This window comes from Streptomyces capitiformicae (genome assembly GCF_002214185.1).
In the GTDB taxonomy this organism is placed as follows: domain Bacteria; phylum Actinomycetota; class Actinomycetes; order Streptomycetales; family Streptomycetaceae; genus Streptomyces; species Streptomyces capitiformicae.
This window is the reverse complement of record NZ_CP022161.1, coordinates 5,620,630-5,641,264: the sequence shown is the minus strand read 5'-3', so window position 1 is coordinate 5,641,264 and position 20,635 is coordinate 5,620,630. Positions and strand designations below refer to the sequence as shown.

Here is a 20,635-nt window from a genome sequence, read left to right as displayed (position 1 = left end):
GCTTTCAGCATGATCTAGCGCGGAACCCCGGGCGTTCACGCCCGGGAGGAAGCGCTTCTCAAGACAGGGGTGACCTGCACGGGCGCACGGGTCTGCACTGTTGCCCTCAGTCGGTTCGCTTCTGGTTCTCGATGTACTCCTTGAGGATCTCTAGCGGTGCGCCGCCGCAGGATGCGGCGAAGTAGGACGGGGACCAGAAGTGGTCGCCCCACAGGTACTTGCGGATGTGGCCGGGGAACTCCTGGCGGAGCCTGCGGGCGGACACCCCCTTGAGGGAGCCGACCAACCGCGAGATGGCGACCTTGGGCGGGTAGTGCACGAGCAGGTGGACGTGATCACGCTCGCCGTTGAACTCCACCAGCTCGGTTTCGAAGTCGGCGCACACGGCCCGCATGATCTCTTCGCAGCGCGTAAGGATCTCGTCGGTGAACGGTCCGCGCCGGTACTTGGGTGTGAAGACCAAGTGGGCGTGGAGGGTGTGGACGACCGTACGACCCCTGCGAATGTTGGGGTTTTGCTCCCAGCGTGGTGACATAGATCAACTGTAGTACGGTGATCGTCGTGAAGATCGTGACGCAGGTGAAGCTGATGCCGGAGGCCGAGCAGGCCGCCGCGCTGTCCGCGACCCTGCGCACGGTCAACGATCTGGCGTGCTGGGTCTCCGAAGTGGCGTTCGCCCACGGGGTGCCACGTGAGTACGACCTGCGCAAGCACACCTACCCGCGTCTGAAGGCCGAAGGTCTCGGGGCGCAGGCCGCCCAGCACACCATCAAGAAGGTGCGCGACGCCTACACCACCTTGAGGGCGAACATCCGGGCCGGGAACCTCGGCAAGCCGAAGTCGAAGCGCCGCCGCAAGGCGGAGTCGAAGCCGATCACGTTCCGTCCCGATGCCGCGCAGCCGTATGACGACCGGTGTTTGAGCTGGCAGTACGACCAGCGGACGGTCTCGATCTGGACCACCGAAGGCCGGTTGAAGGGCGTACGGTTCGTGTGCTCGGCAAACGCGCTCAAGGTGCTCCAGCAGTACCGCAAGGGCGAGTCCGACCTGATCGAGCGTGACGGCGTCTTCTATCTGATCGCCACGTGCGAGGTTGTCGAGGCCGAGACGTACGAGCCGGACGGCTTCATCGGCGTGGACCTCGGCATCGTCGACATCGCCACCGCATCCACCGGCTACCAGGCCGCCGGACGCGCCCTGAACCGGTATCGCAAGAGGCAGCTTGCCCTGCGGGCCAAGCTCCAGAAGAAGCGCACCAAGTCCGCCAAGCGCCGGCTCAAGGAGCGCTCCCGCCGCGAGGCGCGGCACGTCAAGAACACCAACCACATCATCGCCAAGACGATCGTGACCGAGGCTGAACGCACCTCGGCCGGGATCTCCCTGGAAGAACTCAAGGGAATCCGGCAGAGGGTACGGCTCCGCAAGCCCCAACGGGTCGCGCTCCACTCCTGGTCCTTCGCCCAGCTCGCAGACTTCATCGTCTACAAGGCCAAGCGGGCAGGCGTGCCCCTGGTCTTCGTCGATCCCGCGTACACGTCCCAGACATGCGCCGAGTGCGGCCACGTCGACAAACGCAGCCGTGTCGACCAGGGACTATTCATCTGCCGGGGGTGCGGGGTCGTTGCCCACGCCGACCGGAACGCTTCCCACAACATCGCCACCCGTGGCGAGAGCGTGTGGAACGCGGGGCGTGAGTCACGCGTCCCTGCCACCCCATAACGGGGTGTCTGGACGGAGGAGTCAACCCAGCAGACAGTTGGGCACTACCTCCAAGCCCGGCCCTTCAGAGCCGGGTCAAGTTGACTCCCTCCCGGTGAGCAGCCGCCGGGGATTGGCGATGCGAAAGGCGTACGCGGCGGCGCCGCCCAGGCCGAAACCGGGGTGGTGCGGCGGCTCTCCGTAGGGCCGGTCCGAGCCCTGGACGACGGCGCCCACACCCAGGGCGCGGACGACCGCGTCGACGGCGGTCGGGCCGTACGAGGAGGTCTCGACGAACACGTTCGGATCGGCCCCGGCCGTGTCTTTGTCGCCCCGGGCGGCGAACCGCTCCCCGTGCAGTGGGGCGAGCCCGGCCAGCAGCGCGAAGCACACCCGCAGGCGTGGATGGCGGGGCCGGCCGAAGGCCCGGAAGGCGAACCAGGCGGCGTGCATCTGCTGTACATAGGGGACCATCGCGGGCCACCAGCCGGGACCTTCGGGCGCGGCGGCCGCGGGCCCCGGGTGGACGAACAGCGGGAGGTCCCGCCCTTCGAGGAGTTCCAGCAGCGGGGCGCAGCGCGCGTAACCGGTCGCGTCGGCCAGGGCGTTGGCTGGGAGCTGGAGGCCGACGAAACCCTGGTCGAGGTCCTTGGCCGTCGCGCTCGCGTCGATGTCCCGGACACAGGCGGCCGCCCAGGCGCCGAACGGCTCGGGCAGCGCGGCGGCGCCCTCGTGATAGGCGTCGAGCAGGGGCCGGGCCTCGGCCGACGGCAGCCACTCGACGCCGATCGGCGCGGACATCGACACGAGCACCCGGCCGAGCCCGTCCGCGGCGGCGAGTTCCGTGCGCCGGGCGACATCGTGGTCGGCGGGTGGGACCTCGTACGGCGGCTCACCGTCCAGGAACAGGGTCCAGCCGTCCAGGAACGGCGGCTCACGGCGGGACCGCAGGGCCGCCACCAGCGAGGGGGTCCACAGATGCTGGTGCACGTCGACGCTGATCATGACGCTCCTCCCACCACGGCCCATTATGCGACGCACATCAACCGTGGAACCTGATCATTCCAGGCATCCGGGGCTCGGTTTCGTGTGAACGTAACGTGCCGTTCACGCCGGACCATTGACTGCCATTCAGTCACGGACAACGCTGAATGGCCATATGCAGTCGGTTGAGGGGCAGCTTTGATCAGATTCGACGCGGTGAGTAAAAAATATCCGAACGGCACGACAGCGGTGGACGATCTGTCCCTGGAGTTGGCCGAGGGTGGCATCACGGTCCTGGTCGGTCCCTCCGGCTGCGGCAAGACCACGACGCTGCGCATGATCAACCGCATGGTGGAGCCGACGACCGGGACGGTGAGCCTGCGCGGCCGGGACATCCGGGAGGTCAACGCCCCCGAGTTGAGGCGGGGCATCGGCTATGTGATCCAGCACGCGGGGCTGTTCCCGCACCGTACCGTCCTCGACAACATAGCGACCGTCCCGCTGCTGCTCGGCTGGAGCCGGAAGAAGGCGCGGGCGCGGGCGGCCGAGCTGCTGGAACTGGTGGGCCTGCCGGCCGAGATGGCCAAGCGCTACCCGAACCAGCTCTCCGGCGGGCAGCAGCAGCGCGTCGGCGTGGCCAGGGCGCTGGGCGCCGATCCGCCGGTGCTGCTGATGGACGAGCCGTTCAGCGCGGTCGACCCGATCGTGCGGGCGGAGCTGCAGGCGGAGTTCATCCGGCTGCAGAAGGAGCTGCACAAGACGATCGTGTTCGTCACCCATGACATCGACGAGGCGATCAAACTCGGCGACAACATCGCGGTGTTCCGCACGGGCGGCAGGCTCGCCCAGTTCGACACCCCCGAGCGGCTGCTCACCCGCCCCGCCGACGAGTTCGTGGCCGACTTCGTGGGACACGACCGCGGCATCCGCCGGCTGTCCTTCGTCAAGGCGGCCGAGGTCCCCCTGCGCGACGGACCCGTGCTGTCGGCGACCACCCCGGTCGCGGAGGCCAGGGCGGTGAAGGAGCCCTGGGTGCTCATCGTCGACGACGCCCGACGACCGCTCGGCTGGGCCCCGGTCGCCGAACTCCCGGACAGCGGCACGCTCGCGGACGTATCGCCGGCCCCGCTCGGCCACACCTTCAGCCTCGTCGGCGACTCGGCACGGGCCGCCCTCGACTCGGCACTGCTGTCGCCCGCCCGGCTCGCGGTGGGCGTCGACGCGGACGGCGCGGTCGTCGGCGTCGCGGACGTCCACGAGATCACCGACAGCCCGGGCGGTGACGACAAGTGAACGACGACGAGCCGCTGGTCCGGTGGCAGTGGATAGCCGACCACGCCGCCGAACTGGCCGACTACACCGGCGTCCATCTGAGACTCGGCCTGCTCCCGGTCGTGTTCGGCCTGGTCATCTCCGTGCCGCTCGGGATCCTGTGCCACCGGCTGCGCTGGCTGTACCCGCCGGTGCTGACCGTGGCCAACATCCTGTACTCGATCCCGTCCCTCGCCCTGTTCATGATCTTCGTCCGTTACACGGGGCTGACCGAACAGACGGTGATGATCCCGCTGACGCTCTACACCCTGTCGGTCCTGGTGCCCAACGTCGTGGACGGCCTCGCCTCGGTCCCCGAACCGGTGCGGCTCGCGGCCACCGCGATGGGATTCGGCACGGTACGCCGGGTCGTCCAGGTCGAACTGCCGATCGCCGTACCCGTCGTCATCGCCGGCGTACGCGTCGCCGCCGTCTCCTCCATCAGCCTCGTCGCCGTAGGACAGCTGATCGGCCAGGGCGGCCTCGGCTACTACATCACCCGCGGCCTCCAACTCGACTTCCCCACCCCCATCGTCACCGCGATGGTGCTGATCATGCTGCTGGCGCTCACCACCGACGCCCTGCTGGTCCTGGCGCAACGGCTGCTCACCCCCTGGTCCCGGAGCAAGGTGACGGCGGCATGAACGACTTCCTGAACCAGATCCAGCTCGTGGGGGACTGGCTGACGTCCTCGGCCCAGTGGCAGGGCGACGAGGGAATCCCGCAGCGCCTCCTGGAACACCTCACCTACAGCGGGCTGTCGCTGCTGTTCGCCGCCCTGATCGGGCTGACGTTCGGGCTTCTCGTCGGACACACCGGCCGTGGCGCGTTCGCCGTGGCCAGCGTGGCGAACCTCGCGCGGGCGATCCCCACCTTCGGCCTGGTCGTCCTCGTCGTCACGCTCGCCGGACTCAGCACCACACCCGTACTGATCGCCCTGGTCGCGCTCGCCGTCCCGCCGATCCTCATCAACACCTTCGAAGGCGTACGGGGCGTGGACCCGGCGACCCGGGACGCGGCACGCGGGGTCGGCATGACCGAGTGGGAGATTCTGATCCGGGTGGAGGTGCCGATGGCGCTGCCCCTGATCCTCCTCGGGCTGCGGGTCGCCGCGATCCAGGTCGTGGCCACCGCGACCGTCGCCGCCTACCCCGGCCTCGGGGGCCTCGGCCGCTTCATCGTCGACGGACTCTCCCGCAACGACTACGAGTTGGTCATCGGCGGCTCCACGGTCGTCGTCGTTCTCGCGCTGGTCGTCCAGGCCGTGTTCACCGCACTGCGACGCGTCGTCGTCTCGCCGGGCCTCAGGGCCGCGGCGACGAAATCCTGAGTTCTGAGCAGAGAGGAAACACCCATGCGAGGCATGTACCGAGGCGCCGCGTTCGGCCTGATCACCGCACTCACCCTGACCGCCTGCGGAGGCGGCGGCGACAGCGACGACAACCCGCTGACGGGCAGCAGCGGCGGCGGTGACGGCAAGTCCATCGTCGTCGGCTCGGCGAACTTCCCCGAGAACCAACTCCTCGCCGAGATCTACTCGCAGGCCCTGGAGGACAAGGGCCTGAAGGTGACCCGCAAGTTCGACATCGGGGCCCGCGAGGTCTACTACGACCAGGTGGTCAAGGGCGGCATCGGCGTCTTCCCCGAGTACAACGGCGCCCTGCTGTCGGTGGCGGTCGACAAGAACAGCACCGCGACCAGTACGGAGGAGATCAACGCCGAACTGAAGGAGAAACTCCCGTCGTCGGTGGAGATACTCGACTCGGCCCAGGCCGAGGACAAGGACTCCGTCACGGTCACCGCCGAGACCGCAGCCAAGTACAACCTCAAGACTCTCGCCGACCTCAAGCCGGTCGCGGGTGACATGACGCTCGGGGCGGGCTCCGAGTTCAAGACCCGCACCCAGGGCGGGGTCGGTCTGAAGAAGGTCTACGGCGTCGAGTTCGGCAAGTTCCAGCCGCTCGACGGAGGCGCCCAGACCACCCTGGTCAAGCTGTTGAAGGACAACGAGGTGCAGGCCGCCAACCTCTACACCACCGATCCCGCCATCGTCGCCGACAAGTTGGTGGTCCTGGAGGACCCGGAGAACCTCTTCTCCTCGCAGAACGTCACGCCGCTGGTCTACAAGGACGCGGTGAACGACACGGCCAAGGAAGCGCTCAACGCCGTCTCGGCCAAGCTCACCACCCAGGACCTGCTCGACATGATGAAGAAGCTCGTCAACGACAAGGAGGACGCCGACACCGTCGCCGAGGAATGGCTGACGAAGGCCGGCCTGGTGAGCTGACCGGCAGGGGGATCACACGAACGGCGCGTCCGCACAGCTGCAGTGGCTCTTCGAAGACCGTCGGCTCACCCCCACGCAGCGCCGCATCGCGCACTGCCTGGTCCGGCAGGCCGCGGACGCGCCGTTCCTGTCGAGCGTGGAACTGGCCCGGCTCGACGGGGATGAGCCAGCCGTCGGTGACCCGTTTCGCCGTCGCCCTCGGCTTCGACAACTACCCGGCGGCCAGGTCCTCCTGGAGGCGATGTGCGACGCCCTGCCGAACGCCCAGGCCCACCTGGAGGAGTTCGACGCCCGGGCCGCGGCACGGGGGCTGTTCGTCGACTGAGGGCCTGTGTCCGACCGCGACGTCGCTGTTCCCGGCGGTCACTCAGAGGCGCGTAACGCCGCCCAGGTGTCGTGGCCGACGACTCCGTCGACGTCCAGCCCCTTGTCGCTCTGGAAGGCCTGAACCGCCGCCTCCGTGCCGGTGCCGAACTCGCCGTCCACGCCGGAGTCGCCCACGCCGTACCCGCGCTTCGTCAGGATGCACTGCACCTGGAGCACACGTTTGCCGCTGTTCCCCAGCCGGGTACGGCCGTTGCCCGAGTAATGCGTGCAGTCCGAGATCCAGGCCGGGGTCCCCGAATCGGGAGGCGCGCTGCTCTGGGACGGGGCGGTCTCGGGCGGGGCACCGGACTCGGTGGCGGAACCGGAAGGAGCGGTGGTGCGCCGGTCGTGGTCGGCGGAGGCGTCAGGGCGCGGGGTGTCGTCGGCAACGCTGTCATCCTTGCCGGACACCTCCGAGACGGAGGACCCGCCATCCGGTACGGGCGCGCCGCCCGAGGCCCCGGGTGCCGTCGAGGAGACGGTGGCACCGGGCACACCGCCCGCCGCGGTCGACGTACCCGCCTCCGGCGAGGCACTGGCGGAAGAGTCGGGGCGCGTGAGTACGAAGACACCGGCGGCCACTGTCGCGCAGAGCGCCACGCCCGTGACTCCCGCCAGCACCCGCTTGCGCCGCGTCGAGTTGCGGCCCTGCGCCGGAGGCGACTGTCCGGCCGCGTCGGCGGAGGGCTTCGGAGTCGCGTTCGGCGGTGAGGAAGGGGGCGCGGAAGGGTGCGCGGCGGCCTCGGGCGAGGGCTGTGCCAGGGGCAGCCGGCGCAGCGCCTCGTACGCCTGCTGCCGGGCCAGCACCCTGCCACCGAGCGGCTCCGGCCAGCCGGACGTGCCCGGTGAGCCGGACGTGCCTGGCGTGCCGGCGTGCGCCCCGGCCGCCTCGATCAGCTCCTTCGGAGTCGGCCGAGCCCCGGGCTCCTTGCCCAGGCAGGCGGACAGCAGCGAAGCGAGCGCCTCGTCGGCCGCCGAGACCTCGCCGATCACCTTCGCGTTGGGCTCCTCGAACGCCACCCGGTGCATCACGTCGACGCCGGTACCGTCGCCGAACGGGGCGCTCCCGGTCGCCGCGTAGACCAGCGTGCAGGCCAGCGAGAAAACGTCCGACGCGGTGTCGCACTCACCGGTCCTCAGGTACTCCGGCGACATGTACGCGGGAGTGCCCACCCGGTTGCCCGTGCCGGTGATCGCGCTCGCGTCGGCGGCCTTCGAGATGCCGAAGTCGATCACATGCGCGCCCCGGGCGGACAGCAGGACGTTGGACGGCTTGAGATCCCGGTGCACGATCCCCGCGGCGGACAGGTCGGCGAGCGCCCGCCCGAGCTCCGCCACAAGCCGCCAGACGGCCGCCAGCGCGAGGGCACCGTCCTCCTGCACGGCGTCCGCCAGGTCGAGCCCCGGCACGTACTCGGTGGCCATCCACAGCAGTTCGTCCTGGAAACCCGTGCCGCGCAGCCTTGGCAAGTGCGGGGTCAGGACGCGGCCGTGAACCGACGCCTCGCGCTCGAACCGGCGCCGGAACCTGATGTCCTCGGCGTACTCCGGCCTGATCACCTTCACCGCGACGAGATCCGGGTCGCCGTCGGCGGGGCGCGCCAGATAGACGCGCCCCATGCCGCCGCTGCCGAGCAGCCCCAGCGACACATACGGACCTATACGGTCCGGGTCGCCGGGGCGCAGCGGCAGGGCACCCGTATGCCGCGGCGCCGGAGCCCTGTCCGCCGTCGAGCGCGATGGCACCGGCCGCTGGTCTGACACAACACCCCCGAAATGGCTTTCTACGTACGTCTGTTCGCTCCCCAGATGTCGAGGTTAGCTCAGCTCAGGCCAAGGTTCCGGGTTTCCGTCACTTCCGCACCACCTCCGTCGTGCCCGAGCCGACCGGTCCGATCCGCAGCACGGTGCCCGTGAGGTCGGTGAACGACTCGACCTCCGCCTTCCCCCGGCCGCCGGGCGCCGGCCCCGTCACCCGGTACGCCGCCGGATCGGCCTCGCCGATCTCCACCTCAAGCACGGCACGGGAGTTCGGCGGCACGGTCACCGTCGTCGTGTGCGTGTCCCCGGAGCGGCGCACCCGGACCGCTACCGGCCCGCGCACCGAGGGAACCGTTCCCTCGGCCTCGGTCAGCGAGCCGGTGCGGGGACGGACCAGGAACTCGGCCGCGCCCGGCTCGCTGACCTGGACGCCGAGGATGTGCCGGGCCACGGCATTGGCGGGCGCGGATGCCCAGGCGTGGGAGAGCGTCATGTTGGACTTCAGCGCGGGGTCCCACGCCTCCGTGACGATCGTGGCCTTCAGCGCGTCGACCATGTGCAGCCACGAGTTGGTGGCCGTCGAGGTGAGCAGCGCGAGCGCCGCGTCGGAGCGACCGAGCCGGAACAGCGCGTCGAGCAGGAACTGCGACCCGTACACGCTCACCTTCATGCCACCCGCCGCCAGGGTGTCGCCCAGCTTGGCGAGCACGTCCCCGTCCAGGCCGTCCGCGACGCCGAGCGCCACGGGGAAGGCGGTGGCGTGCTGGGCGCTGTGGGTCGTGCCGACGCCGTCGGTCGTGCCGACGCCGTCGCGGAAGCGCCCGGCCGAGGAGTCCAGGAGGGTGGCCCGCATGGCCTTGGCGAGGGTGTCGGCCCGGCCGTGCAGCGTGGTCGCGTCGGCGTCCTTGCCGAGGGCCGGTCACGAAGCTCGCGCATAATCACTGCGCATCACTGCGCCACGTTCGCCGGAACCACCGGAGGTCCCGTTGTCCCCGCTGCACGACTTCGCCACGTGGGAGCCGCTGTTGAGGCTTCTGCGGGCCGACAAGGCGGAGGCTTTCGCCACCGGCGGCCAAGTGGCGGGACAGATCAGCCAAGGCGCGTGGAGCGTGCCCCTGAAGCGGCCGGTGCCGCCGCCGGGGCAGGCATCTGTGATCGAGGGCAAGCTGAAGGCCGAGTTCGACGCGGTGCAGCGCGTGCGGAGCGCGCTCGTGGACCTCGGCATCGAGGGCGTCTCGTTCACGGTGAGGATCGAACAGGCCGGGAGGGCCGTACTCCGGCTGCTGGGCCCGAGCCCCGCCGTGGAGTCCAGCGTCGGCAGTCCGCACCCCGGTTCGCTGGTCCTGGTCGAGGGCGCCCTCCCCGAGCCCTGGCGCCGCCTGCCTGATCCGGTGCCCGACGCGGTGCCGGCCCCGACCAGGGACCTCGCCCTGCTGGAGCGGACGCTCCGCGAGCGGATACCCGGCGCCGTCGGCGCCACGGAGGACGAGATCGCCGCCGCGGAGGCACGCCTCGGTGTCGCGCTGCCCGACGAGCTCAAGGTGCTGTACCGGGTGACACGGGCGCGGTGGCAGGACTGGGCCGGCGACCACGAGGCGGCCGAGCGTGAGGTCATGGCGGTCGGCTGCGAGCTCTTCGCCCTGGACGACCTCTACATCGCCGATGTGTCGTCCCGTCCTTCCCTGTGGCGGTTCGCGGCGAAGGAGGCGGTCGTCACCCCGCCCGACGCCGCCGTGCAGGGCCTGGTCGGTTCACCCGGCTGGATCGCCTTCGGCGACAACGGCGGCGGCGACCGGCTCGCGGTAGACCTGACCCCGGCCCCGGGCGGCCACCTGGGGCAGATCATCATCCTCAGCCACGAGGAGAACATCGGTGCCGACCTGGTCGCCGACTCCCTCACGGATCTCGTCCTGCGCGGGCCCGATGAGCAGCCCCGCCGCCGTCGTCGTCGTGGGGACGAGGAGCCGCCGGCGGTGGCCTGGGTCCACCACCGCAGCCTGCGGAGCATCGAGGCCGCCGCCCACCCCGGCCTTGAGGTCCTGAACATCGGCGTGTGGGACGAGGACCCGTTCAGCCTCGCCCCCGTCATCGGGTTGCCCCGCCTGCGGACCCTGAGCGCCTACCCCGGTACGCTCGCCGACCCGCTGGAGATCGCCCGGTTGAGCGGACTCGAGTACCTTGAACTCCCGCCGGAGGACTGGCGGGTCCTCCTCGACGCGGGGGCTGTCCCGCGCAGCCTGCTGGCCGCGGGCATCGAGGTGCGCGGCGACCGCTCCCCGCGCCCGACCGTGGACCTCGCCAACGAGATCCTCGCCCTCTGGGACCGCCCGCCGATCACCCGGACCCGACTCGAAGGCGACCTCGGCCCCGCGGTGTAGCCGCCGGAGTACACAACGGGTCCAACCGGGCGTACCGGTGTCCGAGCCCTTGGTCAGAGTCTCGCCTCACCTCGGGCGGACGTTCTGCCCAGGGTGTGCGCTGGGGGTACGGCACCGTGGGGCTCGAAAGAATGGAACGCCGAGAACAAGGCCGCCTCCGGTTTCGGCGGGGTGGCGACCACGACGGAGAACTGCCCCGCGACGGACGTCGACGGCGTGGGCGGCCGGTGTGTCGCGACCCCGGAGTGCTGGAGCGGCATCGTCGACATCTCCGTCTCCGCCACCGTCACCGTCAGCTGTGCGGACTGCCGGACCAAGCCTGTGTGGGAGACCTTCGCGATCGCCCCGCTGCCGGAGGACGGCATGACCAACAACGCGCGGGACCTGGTCAAGCATCCTGACGTCAAGGCGCTGTGCTCGCAGAAGGTCATGGCCGAGGCGATGGTTCCGGGCGGCGATGACAGCGCGGACGAATGGAACGTCGACATCATTCCGCCTTCAGCGGTGGAGTGGGACAAGGGGCTGCGCGTCTTCCGCTGTGTGGCCGCGGCGGTCACGGACGACGGTGAGAGGACGGGGAGCCAGTTCACGGCGCGCGGCTGAACGATGCCGGCGTGCCGCGCACCTCGACGCAGGCCACGCAGACGCCGGCGTCCGGCGCGGCGGCGGGACCCCAAGCCGCAGCGTGGAACCTTGCCGCACACATTGACAATCTTGCGCAAGCTTGCCGAAGATGACCTCATGTCCCCTACTCTGACCGATGTCGCCAAGCAAGCGAATGTCGCCCTCTCCACGGCCTCCCGGGCGTTCAGCGAACCCGATCGGCTGGGTACGGAAACATTGCGCAAGGTTCGGGAAGCCGCGCAAGAGCTGGGTTACGAGCCGCCGCCCCGTCAAGTGGCCTGGCGACCGGAGCCGGGCACCGTCACCGAGACGGCGACCGTGGCCGTGGTCGTCCCCGACATCGCGAACCCGGTCTACGGCACCTTCGTCAAGGCTGTGCAAGCGCAGGGCTGGCACCGTCGGCAGACGATCGCGCCGGCCGACACCGACTTCGACCCGGACCGCGAGCGGGAGGTGATCACGCGGCTCGCCGACGGTTCCGCCGGGCTCATCGTGTGCGCGCCCAGGCTCGCCGCCGAGGACGTGCTCGCCCTGTGCGGTGACACCCCGGTCGTCCTCGTCGACCGCGAGACCACGAGCGCCGACTGTGTCGTCGCCGACGCGACCGACGGCCTCCGCCAGACCATCGAGTACCTGGCCGCGCTGGGCCACACCCACATCGCGTACGTCCCGGGCCCACAGCACTCCTGGGCCGGAGAGCACCGCCTCGGCGTGGCCAGGGCCGCGGCCGAGGGGGCTGATCTCGTCCTGGAGGTGCTGGGCCGCCAGTCCGAGTCGGTGGCCGGGGGTGTCGCCGCCGCGGCGGGCGTGGTTGCCTCCGGCGCGTCCGCGGTCATCGCGCACAACGACCTCGTCGCCCTCGGGGTGATCGCCGGAGCGCGGCGGCTCGGCGTCCGCGTCCCGGACGACCTCGGCGTCGTCGGCATCGACGACACGCCGCTCGCCGAGACCGCCCACCCGTCCCTGACCAGCGTCGCCGTACCGATGGACCGGGCCGGTTCACTCGGCCTGGAGCTGCTGACGCAATCCCTCGCCGGTGAACGCCGTGAGCCCCGCACCCTGCGCCTGCCCACCCAACTCGTCGTCCGGGGCTCCACCGGCCCGGTGGCCGGCCGTGCGGGCCATGTCGGCGGCGATCCGACTCGTGGCACTCAGTGACATATTTCTCCGGCACTCAGTGACACGACTCTCATGGCATGGCACCCTCATTGCCGGGACCATGGTGTTCCTCATCGCAGGGCGAAGGGATCAGGAATGCTCCGCAAGGTACTGGTCGCCAACCGTGGCGAGATCGCGATCCGCGCGTTCCGTGCCGGGTATGAGGTGGGCGCGCGAACCGTCGCCGTCTTCCCGCACGAGGATCGCAACTCGCTGCACCGGCTGAAGGCCGACGAGGCCTACGAGATCGGTGAGCCGGGGCATCCCGTGCGGGCCTACCTCTCCGTCGACGAGATCATGCGCGCCGCCCGCCAGGCCGGCGCCGACGCCGTCTACCCGGGCTACGGGTTCCTGTCCGAGAACCCGGAGCTGGCGCGGGCCTGCGAGGAGGCGGGCATCACGTTCGTCGGCCCGAGCGCCCAGATCCTGGAGCTGACGGGCAACAAGGCGCGCGCGGTCGCCGCCGCCCGCGCGGCCGGCGTACCGGTACTGGGCTCCTCCGAGCCGTCCACCGACGTCGACGAACTGGTGCGCGCCGCCGAGGAGATCGGCTTCCCCGTCTTCGTCAAGGCGGTCGCCGGCGGCGGCGGACGCGGTATGCGCCGCGTCGAGGACCCCGCCGTCCTGCGCGAGGCGATCGAGGCGGCGTCCCGCGAGGCCGCGTCCGCGTTCGGCGACCCCACGGTCTTCCTGGAGAAGGCCGTCGTCGAGCCCCGACACATCGAGGTGCAGATCCTCGCCGACGGCCACGGCGACGTCATCCACCTCTTCGAGCGCGACTGTTCGGTGCAGCGCCGCCACCAGAAGGTCATCGAGCTGGCGCCCGCGCCCAACCTCGACCCCGAACTGCGCGAGCGGATCTGCGCCGACGCCGTACGGTTCGCCCGCGAGATCGGCTACCGTAACGCGGGCACCGTCGAGTTCCTCCTCGACCGCGAAGGCAACCACGTCTTCATCGAGATGAACCCCCGCATCCAGGTCGAGCACACGGTGACCGAGGAGGTCACCGACGTCGACCTCGTGCAGTCGCAGCTGCGCATCGCCGCCGGGGCGACCCTCGCCGACCTCGGGCTCTCCCAGGAGACCGTCACCCTGCGCGGCGCGGCCCTCCAGTGCCGTATCACCACCGAGGACCCGGCGAACGGCTTCCGCCCGGACACCGGCCGCATCAGCGCCTACCGCTCACCCGGAGGCTCGGGCATCCGCCTCGACGGCGGCACCACCCACGCCGGTACGGAGATCAGCGCACACTTCGACTCCATGCTGGTCAAACTCACCTGCCGGGGCCGGGACTTCACCACCGCCGTCAACCGCGCCCGACGCGCCGTCGCCGAGTTCCGCATCCGCGGCGTGGCCACGAACATCCCGTTCCTGCAGGCCGTCCTCGACGACCCGGACTTCCAGGCGGGCCAGGTCACCACGTCGTTCATCGAGCAGCGCTCGCACCTGCTCACCGCCCGCCACTCCGCCGACCGTGGCACGAAGCTGCTCACCTATCTCGCCGACGTCACGGTGAACAAGCCCCACGGCGAGCGCCCCGCGCTGATCGACCCGGCCACCAAGATCCCGGCCGTCGACGTCGCCGAACCCCCGGCCGGCTCCAAGCAGAAGCTCGTCGAACTCGGCCCCGAGGGCTTCGCCCGCTGGCTGCGCGAGTCCCCGACCATCGGCGTCACCGACACCACGTTCCGCGACGCCCACCAGTCGCTGCTCGCCACCCGGGTCCGTACGAAGGACATGCTCGCCGTCGCCCCCGTGGTGGCCCGCACCCTGCCGCAGCTGCTCTCCCTGGAGTGCTGGGGCGGCGCCACCTACGACGTCGCCCTGCGCTTCCTCGCCGAGGATCCCTGGGAGCGGCTGGCCGCGTTCCGTAAGGCCGCGCCGAACATCTGTCTGCAGATGCTGCTGCGCGGCCGCAACACGGTGGGGTACACGCCCTACCCGACGGAGGTGACCGACGCCTTCGTCCAGGAGGCCACGGACACCGGCATCGACATCTTCCGCATCTTCGACGCGCTCAACGACGTCGGCCAGATGCGGCCCGCCATCGACGCCGTACGCGCGACCGGAACGGCCGTCGCCGAGGTGGCCCTCTGCTACACCTCCGACCTGTCGAACCCGGCCGAGCGGCTCTACACTCTCGACTACTACCTCCGCCTCGCCGAGCAGATCGTCGAGGCCGGCGCCCATGTCCTGGCCGTGAAGGACATGGCGGGACTGCTTCGCGCCCCCGCCGCCACCAAGCTCGTGTCGGCCCTGCGCCGCGAGTTCGACCTGCCGGTCCACATCCACACCCATGACACGGCGGGCGGCCAGCTCGCCACCTACCTCGCCGCGATCCAGGCCGGCGCCGACGCCGTGGACGGGGCGGTGGCGTCGATGGCCGGCACCACCTCGCAGCCCTCGCTGTCGGCGATCGTCGCCGCCACGGACCACTCCGACCGGCCCACCGGGCTCGACCTGCGCGCCGTGGGCGACCTGGAGCCGTACTGGGAGAGCGTCCGCAGGATCTACGCCCCCTTCGAGGCGGGCCTCGCTTCCCCGACCGGCCGCGTCTACGACCACGAGATCCCCGGCGGCCAGCTCTCCAACCTCCGCACCCAGGCCGTCGCCCTGGGCCTCGGCGACCGCTTCGAGGACATCGAGGCGATGTACACCGCCGCCGACCGCATCCTCGGCCACCTGGTCAAGGTCACCCCGTCGTCCAAGGTCGTCGGCGACCTCGCCCTCCACCTGGTCGGCGCCGGAGTCGCCCCCGCCGACTTCGAGGCCACCCCCGACCGGTTCGACATCCCCGACTCCGTCATCGGATTCCTGCGCGGCGAGCTCGGCACCCCGCCCGGAGGCTGGCCCGAGCCGTTCCGCACCAAGGCCCTCCAGGGCCGCGGCGAGGCCAAACCCGTCCAGGACCTGACCGCCGAGGACCGTACAGGCCTGGAGAAGGACCGGCGCGCCACTCTCAACCGGCTGCTGTTCCCCGGCCCGACGCGCGAGTTCGAGACCCACCGTCAGACCTACGGCGACACGAGCGTCCTCGACAGCAAGGACTTCTTCTACGGTCTCGGCCCCGGCAAGGAGTACACCGTCGACCTCGAACCCGGCGTACGGCTCCTCATCGGCCTCGAGGCCGTGGGCGAGGCCGACGAGCGGGGCATGCGCACGGTGATGTCCACCCTGAACGGCCAGCTGCGGCCGATCCAGGTACGCGATGCCGCCGCCTCCTCCGACATCCCGGTGACGGAGAAGGCCGACCGCGCCAACCCCGGCCATGTCGCCGCCCCCTTCGCCGGAGTGGTGACCCTCGCCGTCACCGAGGGCGACGAGGTGGAGTCCGGGGCCACCGTGGCCACCATCGAGGCCATGAAGATGGAGGCCGCGATCACCGCCCCGAAGGCCGGCCGCGTCTCCAGGCTCGCCATCAACAAGATCCAGCAGGTGGAGGGCGGCGACCTGCTCGTCGAGATCGTCTGACACCTCGCGGGCGGCACCACGACCGGGTTCTTTGAAAGCGGTGCCGCCCCGCGTCCGCGTGACCGGAGGTCGGCGCGGGAGGGGTCCCGGAGGCCCGGCGGCACCATGCGGGCACCAGAACCGTTCTGCGACCGGGGGACCAGGATGAACGACCCGACGCACGCCCCGTCCGCCGTACCGGAGCCCGCGCCTGCCGAGGACAGGGCGACCGACCCCTTGGCCGTCGCCCTCGGCAACGCCTCCCTGCTCGGCGTCGGCTACTTGATGGTGAGACGAAGGCGTTGGTTCGCGGTCGCCGCCCTGGCCGTCACGCTCGTGCTCGTCGTCAGGCTCGGCGCGGGAGCCTCGCCGTCGGACGAGGTCGCCATGCTCCTGTGGTGGGTCACCGTCACCGCCCACGGCTGGTTCCTGGCGCGCAGGCGCGCACCCCGGGGCACGAGGCCCGGGCAGCGCCTGGTGGCGCTCGGCGTCACGCTGTCGGTGCTGCTGGCCGCGGCGTATCTGCGCGTCGAGGCCGCCGGGATCGAGCGGAGCGTCTCCGAGGCCCGCGAACGCGGTGACTGCGCGGAGGTGGCGAGAGCCCAGGCCCGGGTGTCGTTCGGGGACCGTGTCGCCGACGCCCGGTCCACCGCCGACGGCGACGAGGCCGTACGGACGTGTGAACGGCTGCGGGTGGCCGAGGGCGAGCTGGACGTCGCGCTGGTCGGCGACCTCGCCGCCCTGAAGAGAGGATTCCGCACCCTCGACTCGGTCCTGGAGTCACCCGGCAACGACAGAACGGTAGAAGCGACGCTGAACGAGTTCCTCGGCGATCTGCCCACCGCCGACTCCTGCGCCACCGTCAGCGTCATCGACTGGCTCCGCGACCGGAAACTCGGCGACGACCTGCTGGAACGGTCCGCCGCCACGGCGCAGCGGGCCGCGCCCGCCTCGCTCGTCGGGTGCGGCGACGACCTCATGGGGAAGCAGCGCTGGAAGGACGCCCGGGCGCACTACGAGCGGGTCCTCGACCAGTACCCCGGCGACGACACCGCGGGCAAGGCACGCAAGGGGTTCGAGAAGGCCACGCGGAGCATCGAGCGGGACAACGTCCTCGACCTGCTCGCACCCAGGACCGACGCGCCGCCCAAGTACTGCTCCGACCCGGTCGAGTACAGCGGCGCGGAGCGCACGGGCAAGGGCGACAACCCCGCGTTGTTCCTCCCGTCCCACAAGGACGGCGAGGACTATTCCGGCCAACTTCCCCGCTCCTGGAGGGCCGACGACGTCGACGACGCCGCGCTGGTGGTCTGTATGGGCGAGACCCGCCAGGGCGACGCCGTGCGGACGTGCCCGTACGAAACCCACTCCGGCGCCATCCGGAACGTGACGTACCACAAGATCGCGATGCCGGTGAGGGTGTACGAACTGCGCACCGGCAAGCTCGTCTCCGACCGCAAGATCCAGATCAGCGGTTCGAGCTGCCCCCCGACCATCTCGTACTACACCTACGGCGACGACGACTCGGGCGGCCCGGATCCGGACGACTATGTCGCGGAGTCCAAGTCCGACGTACGGGACGCGTTCCGGCCGCTGGTCGTCCGGTGACATCAGGCACGCGACGTGGACGACGGCTCCGCCCCTCCCCGGAGCCGTCGCCCACCTCAACTCGTGCGCCGCCAGGCGCCGTTGAGCACCCGAGTCCGGCACGTCCCTTTATACGGTCCTGTTTTGGGGAGGGGTCCCGGCGTGAATGCGGATCCTGGTGGCAGAGTCCTTACCACGTGCCGAGAAAGCCCCGAACCGAGGAGAACCGCGATGCCCCTCTCCACCAGCCTCGCGCGTGGTGTCGCGCCCGCCGCACCAGGCACGCTGCATGCCCGCACGGTCACCGGAGACCTCAGTGCCCCACCCCGGACGGGCCTGACGGTCAGCTTCGGACGCGGCAAGAAGCCGGAGGCCGACCTCGGCGTCGGCGTGGACGATCTGAGTGTGAGCCGACGGCACGGCGAGTTGACGTACCGGCAGGGTCACTGGTGGCTCCGCAACACCGGGCAGCAGCTCGTGCGGCTGCCCCGTGGCCGGATGATGCACACCACCACCGAGCCGATCCCCCTTACCACCGGCTACACCCCGCTGTTCGTGAAGGGCTCCGGCTACCGCGAGCACCTGGTCGAGCTGTACGTCGCCGACCACGACGACCAGGGCCCGGTGTCGCGCCGGGACGCCGAGACCGTACGGCCGAACATCTGGCCGCTCGACGACGACGAACGGCTGCTGCTGGTCGTACTCGGTCAGCGTTACCTGCTCTACGAGGAGGACCCCCGCCCTCTGACGTACTCCATGGCCGCCAAGCAGCTCAAGTTCCTGCGCCCGGACGCGGGCTGGACCCCGCGCAAGGTCGAGCACCGGATCGAGGCCGTACGCCGACGCCTGGACAGGACCGGCTTCAAGGACCGGCTGATGCACGACATGTCCGAGGGCCGCCCCTCCGACAACAGGCTCCTCCACAACCTCCTCAAGGGCCTGGTCGAGTCCACGACCCTCGTACCGCCGGATCTGGACCTGATGGAGGACGACAGCGCCTGGCCGGACTGCGGCTCCTGAGGTTCAGGAGGAGGCGGCAGGGTGTTGTGCGCGCAGTTCGGCGGCGGCGGAGCGGGCCAGGGAGGTGGCCATCTCGCAGAGCTTGTCCGTGGGCCGTTGCCCACCGACCCGCAGACGCACCATCTCCGCGTACGTCTCCGCGTTCTCACCGCTGTACGGGCGGTACTCGACGAACACCCGGCAGTCGTCGTCATCCGGCACGACGAGGCCCTTGTATCCGCTGAGTTCGACGGGGGTTCCCTCTTCCGCGGACTTCGGCTGATCGCGGTGGAATTCCACCTCGGCCTCCAGATCGTCGACGGTGCTGGACCATTCGCAGTTCCAGTTCGCGACGCCGACCTCCGGTTGGTCGACCTTGAGACCGGGGACGGCGGACAGCACCTCGGCGTCGAGCAGCTTGCAGGCGTTCGCCCAGGCCAGCGACGAGGCGGGGTAGGCCTGGGAACGGCGGGGGACGGGGCCGTCGTTCAGGATCTCGGCCGCGCTGCGGGCGGCCGCCCGGGCGACCGTGCACAACGTGGCCTGACCCCCGTTCACCTCGCCCTCGCCCATGTTGACGCGCACTCCGACGATCCCGTCGGTGGTGCCCTCCGGCGCCAGCAGCAGCGTGCACTCGTCGCTCTCCGACGACTCCGTGATACCGATCCTGCCGACGAAATCGGTGGGCTCGGACGTCTCGGACGACGAGCCCGGGCGGAGTTGGAACGACACATCGATCCGCGTCTCGTCGTCGGAGTGGACGAGCACGTCGCACTGGTCGAAGTTCCCGTAGTCCACGTCCACTTCGACCTTGCCGAACCGGCTGAGCGCGTCGCGGTCGGCCAGGGCGCACACATCGGCGGTGTAGGGATCGCCGATCAGGGCCCGCGGTTCGCCGTTCTCGGAGTTCTGCTGGATGCTGCCCCGGCCGGACTCGCGAGTGGTTCCGTCGTCGCCATCGCTGTCGTCGGGGATGAAGATCACGCCCAGGGCGAGTACGGCGCAGACGCCGAGGGCGGTGGCGAGCAGCGCCCGGCGCCGCCACCGGCGACCGGTGTGCTCGGGCGGCGGCGGGACAGCCGGCTCAGGAGACTCGGGCGGCGACTCGACCGGGGTGACCGGCGTGACCGACGCGGTCGACCCGGGATCGGCGACGGCCTCCAGAAGCCGCTTGACCTCGGCGGCGTCGGGGCGTTGCCCGGGATCGCGCCGCAGCATGGCGGTGAGCACGGGATACAGCGGCCCCACGGCCTCGGCGTCCAGTTCCACGACGCCCTGCTCGGCCTTCCAGTACCGCAGGCGTTCGGAGTCCTCCGTGTCGCCCGGCTCCCGGCGACCGTCGTCGTCCTCGGGCCCGCCGCCGCGCGGAGGCGAGCCGGTGACCAGCGCGTGGAGAGTCGTGCCCAGGCAGAACACGTCCGAGGCGGGCCGGGGCACGTTCCCCCGGGCCAGCTCGGGGGCGGCGAAGTCCGGGGTGAAGCTGAAGGGACCGTTGGCCGTGATGGTCTCGGTGCCACCGACCCGGTACGCGGCTCCGAAGTCCAGTAACTTGGCCGTGCCTCTGCGAGTGAGGCCGATGTTGGCGGGCTTGATGTCGCAGTGGACGATCCCCGCCTCGTGCAGGGCGACGAGCGCGTCGGCGAGCTCGGCACCGATACGGGCCGCGCGCACGGGAGACATCGGCGGCTGCCCGTTCAGGTCGCCGCCGGGCACGTACTCCGTGATGAACCAGTACGTCTCCGGTGCGCCGTCCTCCGCTTCCGCGCCCTCTTCGCCGCTGTGCGGCACGGTCACGACGTCGTACAGGGTCACGACATGCGGGTGGTCGCGGAACTTGGCCATGGCGCGCGGCTCGCCGAGCAGCCGAGGTACGGCGGTCTCACGGTCGCCCGTGATCCGCTCCGGTTTCAGCGCGACGTCCTGCCCGAGCAGCGTGTCGTGGGCCAGCCACACATCACCGCTTCGCCCCGCCCCGATGATCTCCTTGAGGACGAAGCGGCTCGCGAACTCTTCCCCGGAACGCACAGATCCC

General features: G+C 70.6%; 16 protein-coding genes and 2 pseudogenes. 12 read left to right on the top strand and 6 right to left on the bottom strand.

Translation table 11 applies throughout. From position 1 onward, the window contains the following. Positions 1-106: 106 nt before the first annotated feature. Positions 107-535 carry an IS200/IS605 family transposase gene (gene tnpA / locus CES90_RS25205; RefSeq protein WP_189783549.1) on the bottom strand — a complete coding sequence of 143 codons (429 nt, stop codon included), beginning with the start codon at positions 533-535 and terminating at the stop codon, positions 107-109. Between the two features lie 53 nt (positions 536-588). Here tnpA and CES90_RS25200 point away from each other — a divergent pair, with 53 nt between their 5' ends. Then, positions 589-1,719, top strand: coding sequence for an RNA-guided endonuclease InsQ/TnpB family protein (locus CES90_RS25200; protein ID WP_189783625.1), 1,131 nt, complete (start codon positions 589-591; stop codon positions 1,717-1,719). 75 nt (positions 1,720-1,794) lie between these two features. Here CES90_RS25200 and CES90_RS25195 read toward each other — a convergent pair whose 3' ends face one another. Then, positions 1,795-2,703 (bottom strand): amidohydrolase family protein, encoded by a 909-nt coding sequence (locus CES90_RS25195; protein ID WP_189783550.1) that lies wholly within the window; start codon positions 2,701-2,703, stop codon positions 1,795-1,797. A gap of 177 nt (positions 2,704-2,880) precedes the next feature. On the opposite strand from CES90_RS25195, the gene CES90_RS25190 reads away from it, so the two are divergent. The 5 genes and pseudogenes from CES90_RS25190 to CES90_RS25170 all read left to right on the top strand — a co-directional run. Beyond that, positions 2,881-3,975 (top strand): ATP-binding cassette domain-containing protein, encoded by a 1,095-nt coding sequence (locus tag CES90_RS25190; protein ID WP_189783551.1) that lies wholly within the window; start codon positions 2,881-2,883, stop codon positions 3,973-3,975. Continuing rightward, a complete protein-coding gene (locus CES90_RS25185; RefSeq protein ID WP_189783552.1) occupies positions 3,972-4,637 on the top strand; it encodes an ABC transporter permease in 666 nt (221 codons plus the stop codon). The genes CES90_RS25190 and CES90_RS25185 overlap by 4 nt, the downstream gene beginning before the upstream one ends. After that, complete coding sequence (locus CES90_RS25180; RefSeq protein WP_189783553.1) at positions 4,634-5,323, top strand: ABC transporter permease; 690 nt, start codon at positions 4,634-4,636, stop codon at positions 5,321-5,323. The genes CES90_RS25185 and CES90_RS25180 overlap by 4 nt, the downstream gene beginning before the upstream one ends. Before the next feature lie 33 nt (positions 5,324-5,356). Then, positions 5,357-6,280 (top strand): ABC transporter substrate-binding protein, encoded by a 924-nt coding sequence (locus CES90_RS25175; RefSeq protein ID WP_189783626.1) that lies wholly within the window; start codon positions 5,357-5,359, stop codon positions 6,278-6,280. Positions 6,281-6,317: 37 nt separating this feature from the next. Continuing rightward, positions 6,318-6,528: pseudogene (locus tag CES90_RS25170) on the top strand (MurR/RpiR family transcriptional regulator); the annotation flags it as partial. 115 nt (positions 6,529-6,643) lie between these two features. Here the strand turns inward: CES90_RS25170 and CES90_RS25165 are convergent. The 3 genes and pseudogenes from CES90_RS25165 to CES90_RS51310 all read right to left on the bottom strand — a co-directional run. Continuing rightward, entirely contained in the window at positions 6,644-8,392 is a 1,749-nt protein-coding gene (locus tag CES90_RS25165; RefSeq protein WP_268257022.1) for a protein kinase domain-containing protein, read from the bottom strand. 106 nt (positions 8,393-8,498) lie between these two features. Continuing rightward, the gene (locus tag CES90_RS51315; RefSeq protein WP_268257023.1) at positions 8,499-8,900 is read right to left on the bottom strand and encodes an alpha-L-rhamnosidase C-terminal domain-containing protein; all 402 of its coding nucleotides are present in this window, start codon (positions 8,898-8,900) and stop codon (positions 8,499-8,501) included. Further along, a pseudogene (locus tag CES90_RS51310) lies at positions 8,874-9,311 on the bottom strand (alpha-L-rhamnosidase-related protein); the annotation flags it as partial. The pseudogene CES90_RS51310 and the gene CES90_RS51315, both read right to left, overlap by 27 nt. An 82-nt stretch (positions 9,312-9,393) precedes the next feature. Between CES90_RS51310 and CES90_RS25155 the strand changes: the two are divergent. The 6 genes from CES90_RS25155 to CES90_RS25130 all read left to right on the top strand — a co-directional run bounded on the left by CES90_RS25155 (position 9,394) and on the right by CES90_RS25130 (position 18,624). Continuing rightward, positions 9,394-10,785 carry an SMI1/KNR4 family protein gene (locus tag CES90_RS25155; RefSeq protein WP_189783555.1) on the top strand — a complete coding sequence of 464 codons (1,392 nt, stop codon included), beginning with the start codon at positions 9,394-9,396 and terminating at the stop codon, positions 10,783-10,785. A gap of 171 nt (positions 10,786-10,956) precedes the next feature. Then, positions 10,957-11,388 carry a hypothetical protein gene (locus CES90_RS25150; protein WP_229913883.1) on the top strand — a complete coding sequence of 144 codons (432 nt, stop codon included), beginning with the start codon at positions 10,957-10,959 and terminating at the stop codon, positions 11,386-11,388. Between the two features lie 138 nt (positions 11,389-11,526). Further along, positions 11,527-12,567 (top strand): LacI family DNA-binding transcriptional regulator, encoded by a 1,041-nt coding sequence (locus tag CES90_RS25145; RefSeq protein ID WP_189783556.1) that lies wholly within the window; start codon positions 11,527-11,529, stop codon positions 12,565-12,567. Positions 12,568-12,663: 96 nt separating this feature from the next. Beyond that, positions 12,664-16,038: a pyruvate carboxylase gene (locus CES90_RS25140; RefSeq protein WP_189783557.1), complete on the top strand. Its 3,375-nt coding sequence runs from the start codon at positions 12,664-12,666 to the stop codon at positions 16,036-16,038. A 144-nt stretch (positions 16,039-16,182) separates the two neighbouring features. After that, the gene (locus tag CES90_RS25135) at positions 16,183-17,625 is read left to right on the top strand and encodes a hypothetical protein (protein WP_189783558.1); all 1,443 of its coding nucleotides are present in this window, start codon (positions 16,183-16,185) and stop codon (positions 17,623-17,625) included. A gap of 210 nt (positions 17,626-17,835) precedes the next feature. Then, positions 17,836-18,624, top strand: coding sequence for an FHA domain-containing protein (locus tag CES90_RS25130; protein WP_189783559.1), 789 nt, complete (start codon positions 17,836-17,838; stop codon positions 18,622-18,624). 3 nt (positions 18,625-18,627) lie between these two features. Here the strand turns inward: CES90_RS25130 and CES90_RS25125 are convergent, their stop codons facing one another. After that, entirely contained in the window at positions 18,628-20,628 is a 2,001-nt protein-coding gene (locus tag CES90_RS25125; protein WP_189783560.1) for a serine/threonine-protein kinase, read from the bottom strand. Positions 20,629-20,635: the final 7 nt, after the last annotated feature.